Origin of the sequence: Trinickia sp. (assembly GCF_051953955.1) — a bacterium.
In the GTDB taxonomy this organism is placed as follows: Bacteria; Pseudomonadota; Gammaproteobacteria; order Burkholderiales; family Burkholderiaceae; genus Trinickia.
In genome coordinates this window covers 1-8,047 of sequence record NZ_JBQCIF010000047.1, presented here as the reverse complement: position 1 = coordinate 8,047, position 8,047 = coordinate 1, and the positions used below count along the sequence as shown (strand labels likewise).

The 8,047-nt window shown below is 62.4% G+C and carries 6 protein-coding genes; 4 read left to right on the top strand and 2 right to left on the bottom strand.

Features of this window, described 5'->3' with window-relative positions; translation table 11 throughout:
• The first annotated feature begins 3 nt into the window (after positions 1 to 3).
• Entirely contained in the window at positions 4 to 1,515 is a 1,512-nt protein-coding gene (gene acpA / locus ACTHNZ_RS09115) for an acid phosphatase (protein WP_440542182.1), read from the top strand.
• Positions 1,516 to 1,536: 21 nt separating this feature from the next.
• Here acpA and ACTHNZ_RS09110 read toward each other — a convergent pair whose 3' ends face one another.
• Complete coding sequence (locus tag ACTHNZ_RS09110; RefSeq protein ID WP_440542181.1) at positions 1,537 to 1,956, bottom strand: secondary thiamine-phosphate synthase enzyme YjbQ; 420 nt, start codon at positions 1,954 to 1,956, stop codon at positions 1,537 to 1,539.
• 155 nt (positions 1,957 to 2,111) lie between these two features.
• On the opposite strand from ACTHNZ_RS09110, the gene mnmH reads away from it, so the two are divergent.
• Positions 2,112 to 3,161 carry a tRNA 2-selenouridine(34) synthase MnmH gene (gene mnmH, locus ACTHNZ_RS09105; protein ID WP_440542180.1) on the top strand — a complete coding sequence of 350 codons (1,050 nt, stop codon included), beginning with the start codon at positions 2,112 to 2,114 and terminating at the stop codon, positions 3,159 to 3,161.
• A 127-nt stretch (positions 3,162 to 3,288) separates the two neighbouring features.
• Here mnmH and ACTHNZ_RS09100 read toward each other — a convergent pair whose 3' ends face one another.
• Complete coding sequence (locus ACTHNZ_RS09100) at positions 3,289 to 4,854, bottom strand: methyl-accepting chemotaxis protein (RefSeq protein WP_440542179.1); 1,566 nt, start codon at positions 4,852 to 4,854, stop codon at positions 3,289 to 3,291.
• Positions 4,855 to 5,176: 322 nt separating this feature from the next.
• On the opposite strand from ACTHNZ_RS09100, the gene ACTHNZ_RS09095 reads away from it, so the two are divergent.
• Both ACTHNZ_RS09095 and ACTHNZ_RS09090 read left to right on the top strand, forming a co-directional pair.
• On the top strand, positions 5,177 to 5,608 hold the full coding sequence (locus ACTHNZ_RS09095) for a DUF1801 domain-containing protein (RefSeq protein ID WP_440542178.1): 432 nt from the start codon (positions 5,177 to 5,179) through the stop codon (positions 5,606 to 5,608).
• A 238-nt stretch (positions 5,609 to 5,846) separates the two neighbouring features.
• Positions 5,847 to 8,047 (top strand): sensor domain-containing protein (locus tag ACTHNZ_RS09090; protein WP_440542177.1); only part of this gene is annotated, 2,201 nt, incomplete at its 3' end.

Below are 8,047 nucleotides of genomic sequence, written 5' to 3'. Positions count from 1 at the left end.
CACATGAAACGTTTGCTCAATGTCCTTACGGCGACAGCGGTTTTGCTCACGGCCCTCGGCGCCTCCGCGCAACAGAAACGAGTCAGTCCGCCCGACGTTACCGGCGCGGTGATTGATGGAAATCGCGTCACGGTGTATTACAACCGCCCCTACGCGAAAAAACCTGGCACACAGGAAGAGCGGAAAATCTGGGGCGGTCTCGTGCCTCAGGCGCAGCAAGTCGGCGTGACGCGCTACATGATCGGGCAGGACGACATCGCCAAGCTGCCGAATCGGCCGTTCGTCGTGTCCGATGCGCAGGGCCGGCCCCTGCCGAACGCGGTCATCACGCGCGACTTGTGGCATCGCTTCTATCAAAACCAAATGCAGATCAACGGCGGGCGCAACGATCAGTTCGTCGCATGGGCCGATTCCGGCGCGCTCGTCATGGGCCATTACCGCAACTCGGCGCAGACGCTGCGGCTCTGGAACCTGGCACAGCAGTACACGCTGTGCGACAACTTCTTCATGGCCGCGTTCGGCGGGTCGTGGCTCAATCACATCTTCCTGATCTCGGCGCAGACGCCGTTCTATCCGGACGTCGCCACGAGCCCCGCGCGGCATTTGGTGTCCGTGCTCGACGGCGACGATCCGCTCGGCACGCGGCTCAAGCTCGCGCCCGATGCGAAGCCGTCCGCGCTGGACGGGCCGCCGAAATTCGTTCGCGACGGCCTGTTCACGCCGGACGGCTATGCCGTCAACACGATGGCGCCGCCTTTTCAACCGAGTTTCGTCGCGCCGCCGCCGGACGGCAATTCCACGCTGGCCGATCCCGCCAACCCGCGCGTTCTGCCGCCGCAGCGCTATGCGACGATCGGCGACCGCCTTTCCGAGAAGGGTGTCGATTGGGCTTGGTACAGCGGCGCGTGGCAATACGCGCTCGAGCATCGCGATACCGGCATGACGCCCGATTTTCAGTACCACCATCAACCGTTCAACTATTTTTTGCGCTATGCGCCCGGCACCGAGGCACGCGAGCGGCATTTGCGCGACGCGGGCGTCGGCGACGATGCTTCGACGAACCGCTTCATCGCCGACATCGACGCGGGCCGCCTGCCCGCCGTCGCGTTCTACAAGCCGCAGGGCAATCTGAACATGCATGCGGGCTACGCCGATATCGAATCGGGCGACGAACATATCGCCAACGTAATCGATCACATTCGCAACGGCCCGCAGTGGAAAGATACCGTCGTCATCATGACGCACGACGAGAACGGCGGGTGGTGGGATCCGGTCGCACCGCCGAAGGGCGACCGTTGGGGGCCCGGGTCGCGCATCCCCGCACTCGTGATTGCACCGTTCGCGAAGAAGGGGTACGTCGATCACGCGTTCTACGACACGAACTCGATTCTGCGCTTGATCGATCGCATCCATGGCCTGCAGCCGCTCGACGGCGTCGCGGCCCGCAATCAGGCATTCACGGCGCGCGGCGAGACGCCGCCCGGCGATTTGACGGGCGCGCTCGATGTGGGTTGACAGGAAGGCGCCCCGCGCCCGCTATTCGCCGATCGCGTGCATGACGACGTCGCGAGTGTGGGCTTGCCTGCGATGCTCGAACAGATAGATGCCCTGCCAGGTGCCCAGGACCAGCGCACCGCGTTCGATCGGGATCGAGAGCTGTACCTGCGTCAACGCGGCACGCAGATGGGCCGGCATATCGTCCGGCCCTTCGGTGTCGTGCTCGTAGCGCTTCGCGTTCTCAGGCGCGATCGTTTCGAAGTAGCGCTCGAGATCCCGGCGGACGGAAGGATCGGCGTTCTCCTGGATCAGCAACGATGCCGACGTATGCCGGCAAAACAACGTCAGTAGGCCCGTCTCGATCGACTCGCGCGCGAGGAACGCGCGCACTCGATCGGTGATTTCGACGAGGCCGCGTCCGCGCACGTCGATTCGCAAATGTTCGAGCGATTGGCGCATCGGTCCTCCTGGGTAGCGTAGAGAATGGGAGCGGCGTTCCGCACCGTTCCGACAACGATGAGCATAGGCCATGCACGATGTGATCTAGCGTGGCGCGGTGCACGTGCCCGCGTGTCATAATCGCCGGCACATTTGGCTTTTTTGCGTTTTCACCCTTGAAAGACACTAGCGTCAGCCTCGAGCGTCTGGCCGATTTCGACGAAATCATCGACGTTCGCACACCGCTCGAATTCGCGGAGGATTGCATCCCCGGCGCGATCAACGCCCCCGTGCTCGAAAACGAAGAACGCGTGATCGTCGGCACGCTCTATGTGCAGTCCTCTGCGTTCGAAGCGACGCGGATCGGTGCGGCGATGGTCGCGCGCAATATCGCACGGCATCTGGAAACGACGTTTGCCGATCGCCCGCGCGGATGGCGGCCGCTCGTCTATTGCTGGCGCGGCGGCAAGCGCTCGGAATCGCTGGCCGTCTGGCTCAACCTCATGGGATGGCAGGCCCGCCGTCTCGACGGCGGGTACAAGACCTATCGGCGTTCGGTGCTCGATGCGCTCGCGGCATTGCCGTCGCAATTCGAATACATCGTGCTGACGGGTTCGACGGGCAGCGGCAAGACGCGGCTATTACGCGCGCTCGCGAATGCCGGCGCACAAACGCTCGACCTCGAACGGCTCGCGGCGCATCGCGGCTCGCTGCTCGGGGCCGTCAAAGGGGAGCAGCAGCCTACGCAAAAGGCGTTCGAAACGGCGCTCGTCCTCGCCCTGCGCGGTTTCAAGGCCGATCGGCCCGTGTTCATCGAAGCGGAAAGCCGCGCGATCGGCCGCGTGGCCCTGCCCGATGCGCTGCTCGCCGCCATGCACCGGTCGCGTTGTATCTCGGTGCAGGCGCCGCGCGAGGAGCGGATCGCGTTTCTGCTCGACGACTACGCGAATCTGTTCGACGCCCCCGATGCGTTCAAGGGGCAGCTCAGAAAATTGATCGGCCTGCATAGCCACGAACGCGTGAAACACTGGTGCGACTTGATCGACGACAATGCGCGCGCCCAACTTTTCGGCGAACTCATCGAGCTGCATTACGATCCGGCCTACGCGCGCAGCAGCAAGGGCCATTTCGTCGAACTGCCGCGGGCGCTGCCCTTCGAGTTCCATCCGAACGGCACCGGCATCGATACCCAAGCACGGGCGCTGCTCGATCGCTTGGCGATGTGACCAGGCGGTGGGTGCACGTCGCGCATTGCACGTTGCGCGGGTGCCTCGCCTTCGGCCGAAGGCTCAGCGGCAGGTAGATCGCGCGAGCGAGCTACCGAGCTGCCGAACCATCGAGCGACGCCTACGCTCAGTGCGATACGCCGACGCCGTTCACGCGGAACGTATGCACCACGTCGGCAAGCAAGCGCGCCTGTTCCTGCATCGATTGGGCTGCGCCGGCTGCTTCCTCGACCATGGCCGCGTTCTGTTGCGTCGTTTGATCCATCTGCGCGATGGCGACGTTCACCTGTTCGATGCCGTGGCTCTGCTCTTCCGATGCGGCCGAGATTTCGCTGATGATGTCCGTCACGCGCTTGACGGAATGCACGAGCGACTGCATCTTGCTGCCCGCGCGCTCCACGAGCGTTTTGCCGTTCTCCACGCTGCCCACCGATTCCTCGATCAATCCCTTGATCTCCTTGGCCGCGTCGGAGCTGCGGCGGGCAAGGTTGCGCACCTCCCCGGCGACGACCGCGAAACCGCGCCCCTGCTCGCCTGCGCGCGCAGCCTCGACCGCCGCATTCAGCGCGAGGATGTTCGTCTGAAAGGCGATGCCTTCGATGACCGAGATGATGTCGACGACGCGCGCCGAGCTCGCCGAGATGCTCTGCATCGTCGTTACGACTTGCTGCACCGCCTCGCCGCCTTCGCCGGCGATGCGCGAGGTTTCGGCCGCCATCTGATTGGCCTGGCGTGCGTTGTCGGCGTTCTGCTTGACCGTGGCCGTCAGCTGCTCCATGCTCGCCGCCGTTTCGCCGAGCGACGCCGCTTGCTGTTCGGTGCGCGAAGACAGATCGAGATTGCCGGCCGCGATCTGCTGCGCGGCATCCTTGATCGTTTCGGTGCCGCCGCGAATGCGGTGCATCGCATCCGCAAGGCGATGCTGCATGCGCTGCATTGCAAACAGCATGCTGCGGCTATCGCCTTCGCGCACGGCCACGTCATGCGTCAAATCACCGTTCGCGATCTGTTCGGCCACCCCGGCCGCATAAGCGGGTTCGCCGCCGAGACTGCGCTGGACGTTGCGAATGATCATGACGAGCGCCACCGAGCTCAGGCTGCCGATGACGAGAATCGTCAACAAATAGCTGATCAGGCGCGCATGAAAGGCCGTGTCGATGTCGTCGATGTAGACGCCCGATGCGATGTACCAGTCCCACGGCTCGAAACGCTTGACGTAGGAAATCTTCGGCACTTCAGTCGATTTTCCGGGGAGCCTCGCCATGTAGTCGACGAAGCCGGAACCGTGGGCTCTCGCCGTCTTCAGCAACTCGACGAACAGATATTTTCCGTTGACGTCCTTGTAGTTGCTTTGGTCCTTGTTCACGAGATCGGGCAGCACCGGGTGCATGATCACGACCGTGTTCGCGTTCGTGATGAACAGGTAGCCCTTGCCCGGGTAACGCATGGCGGCAAGCGTGGCCATCGCGCGATGCTTCGCGTCGTCTTCGGACAGTTCGTGGCGCTCGACCTTCTGCTCGTACTGCGCGACGACGCTCGCCCCCGCTTCGACGATGTTGCGGATCGCGGCCTTGCGGCCGCTCAGCATCGTCTCGCGCGTCTGCACCGCGGCCCAGCCTCCGAAAAACAACAAGCCGAGCCACATGACGAGCAAGGCCAACCCTAATTTCTTACTGAGTGTCAGGCGATCCACGCTTTCCTCACAGGCAAAGCCGACGCCCACCGCTCGCGCAACGGCCGCCGACAGGTCATCAACATTGATTTCTCATTGATTAACGGCCGGCGGCGGCGATTCTTCAGGGCGGGTTAATGCGGAGGAGACCCTATTTTTTCCTATGAGTGTGCTCGAAGTCACTGAAAGGTATGACTAATTTCGGCGATGCGAGCGCGATGCGCCACTGCATTGCTTACCCCGTTAAAATGCGATGCACACATGGACCGACGCGTCGCGTCGCCGCGCAGAACGAACAGGTGCTCCCCTAACCTACGGCATAACGCTCGAGGTTGACAAAGCCATGACGAAAGCGAACACGGCCGACAATAAGCCGGCATCCGAACTGATCGACGAGCGCATCGCCGATCTCGGCGACTGGCGCGGCGCCACCCTGAGAAGAATGCGCGAACTCATCAAGGAGGCGGACCCGGACGTCGTCGAAGAATGGAAATGGATGGGTACGCCCGTTTGGTCGCACGATGGCATCCTCTGCACTGGCGAATCCTATAAGGCGATCGTCAAGCTGACCTTCTTGAAAGGCGCCTCGTTGAGCGACCCGGCGAAACTTTTCAACGCGAGCCTCGAGGGCAATGCACGGCGTGCCCTCGACATTCAAGAGGGCGAACAAGTCGATACCAATGCATTCAAGGCGCTCATTCGGGAAGCCGTCGAATTGAATGTATCGGGTGCGAAGGCGAAAACCAAGTCGAGGTCGAAGAAAGTCGAGCCGTAATCCCGCTCACTTTCGATCTTCGAAATCGATTCCCGAGCCATAAAGAGAGCATTCAAACGACCGTTCCATAACGCGCCGAACCGCTTCCGCGCCCCCCCCGCATCATCCCTCGCTTCAGAATTGTCCCCTACCGGCCGTAAACATGCTGTCGGCGCGCCCCGCGCGAAAGGCGTCGCCGGCTCCGGGACTCGAGACCCGGGCGGCAACGCATGAACAATCAAATCAGCCTTTAAACGGCATGGAAAACCCTCGGATCGACGAAGACGAATACCGCGTGCCCGTCGGCAACTTGCATGTCGCCGTCATTCGGTACGACGCGCATGGGCGGCGACGCTACATGAACCGCGCCGCGACGGCCATGATGAGCGAGCTCGTCGACGGCCGGCACGTCGTGCGCACCGAAGCGCAACTGCTGTCGCCGGCGACGCTCCAGCGCTATCTCGATGCGGTCGGCGATGTCGCCCGAACCGGCGTGATGCAGGAAATGGAGTTGACGTTCGACGCGGTGCCCGACGCGCAGCGCGAGCACTACCTCGTACAGTTCGTGACCGACCCGGCACGCGGCGACAGTCAGGGCGTGCTTGCGCTCTGCTTCAACATCAGCCCTCGCAAACAGGCCGAAGCCAAGCTGCGCGAGCGTGAATCGTTTCTCGAATCGCTGCTCGATACCATCCCCATTCCCGTTTTTTCCAAGGACAGGCAGGGGCGCTATCTTCAGTTGAACAAAGCCTTTCAGGAATTCCTCGGCATCCCGAAGGAACAATTCGTCGGCAAGAGCGTATTCGAGATCAATCCTCCCGAATTGGCAATGGTCTACTTCGCGAAGGACGAGGAGCTTTTCGCGAGCGAAGGGATACAGCGATACGAATTCAAGGCACGAAACGCCCGAAAAGAAGACCGTGACGTCGAATACAGCAAGGCCGTTTTCCATGATGCCGAGGGCCGCCAGGCGGGAATAGTCGGCGCGATCATGGACATCACGGAGCGCAAACGGGCGGAAACCGAAATGCGCGCGCAGTACGAAAAAATACTGCAGTTGAACCAGACCCTGGAGTGCCGCGAGCGGGAATTCCGCACGCTCGTCGAGCACTCTCCCGATACGGTCGCGCGCTACGACAGAAACCTCCGCCGCCTTTACGTCAACCCTACGTTCGCCGGACTCGCAGCCGGAGGCGCGCAAGCGTTGCTCGGCAAGACGCCGTCGGAGTACCCGGGTGGCCCGGGCGCCCCCTCATACGAGCGCGAGCTCTCGCAAGTCTTCATTACCGCGGCCGATCGGCAGTTCGAATTGCGGTGGCAGCCCGCTCGCGGCGAGGCACTCTGTCATCTGATTCGGATGACGCCCGAACTTGGGCCGGACGGAACCGTGGAAACGGTGCTTGCGGTGGGCCGCGACATTACCGAGCTGCACGCCTCGCGCGAGAAGATCCATCGCATGGCGTACTTCGATCCGCTGACGGGGCTGCCGAATCGCACGTCGTTCAACGACATGCTCCGGCGGCTCACGTCCACCGAAATCCAAGATCGTCTCACGGCCGTGATGATGATCGACATGGATCGATTCAAGAGCGTCAACGACACGATGGGTCACGCGGTCGGCGACGAGCTGCTGCGCGAGGCAGCGGCGCGCTTGCTTGCGAGCGTCCGCCCGGGCGATACGGTGGCCCGCTTCGGCGGCGACGAGTTCGCCGTGCTGCTCCCCGATGTTCGCAATCGCAGAACCGTCGAACAGATCTCGGCGACGATCATCAAGCGGCTCGGCGAGCGCTTCGTGCTGGAGGGAAAGGAAGTCTTCATTTCTTGCAGCGTTGGGATTGCGCTCTATCCCATCGACAGCAGCGATGCCGACGATCTCTTGAAGTACGCGGACTCGGCCATGTATCTGGCGAAGCGCTCGGGCCGCTGCGGTTTCCGCTTCTACACCCACGACTTGACCGTGGAAGTGGCGGCCAACCTCCAGCTCGAGTCGGAGCTTCGGCGCGCCATCGACCGGGGTGAGCTCGAACTACGCTATCAACCGCAAGTTGCGTTTCGCGATGCGCAAGTGCTTGGATCGGAAGCCTTGTTGAGATGGAATCGCCGTGGATCGGGTTTCGTCCCGCCGGACCAATTCATCCCGATCGCAGAGGAAACCGGACTGATCGCGGACATCGGCAAATGGGTTTTGCAGGAAGCGTGTCGCGCGGCGGCAGAATGGAATGCTCATGGACGTCCATTGCATACGGTCGCCGTGAACTTATCGCCGAGGCAGTTTCAGGCGCGCGGCTTGGTGCCGATGGTCGAGAAGATCCTCGTCGATACGGGCTGCCGCCCCGAATGGCTCGAGTTGGAAATCACCGAAAGCTTGCTGCTCGACGAAGACGATTCGGTGGCCTATGCGTTGTCCGCCTTCAAGCGCATTGGGCTATCGATTGCGATCGACGACTTCGGCACCGGTTA

What these genes read in the sequence shown, in the direction of transcription:
- ACTHNZ_RS09110 (WP_440542181.1), bottom strand. Translation starts at nt 1,956, where the DNA reads ATGCGCCAATCGCTCGAACATTTGCGAATCGACGTGCGCGGACGCGGC.
- ACTHNZ_RS09095 (WP_440542178.1), top strand. Translation starts at nt 5,177, where the DNA reads ATGACGAAAGCGAACACGGCCGACAATAAGCCGGCATCCGAACTGATC.
- acpA (WP_440542182.1), top strand. Translation starts at nt 4, where the DNA reads ATGAAACGTTTGCTCAATGTCCTTACGGCGACAGCGGTTTTGCTCACG.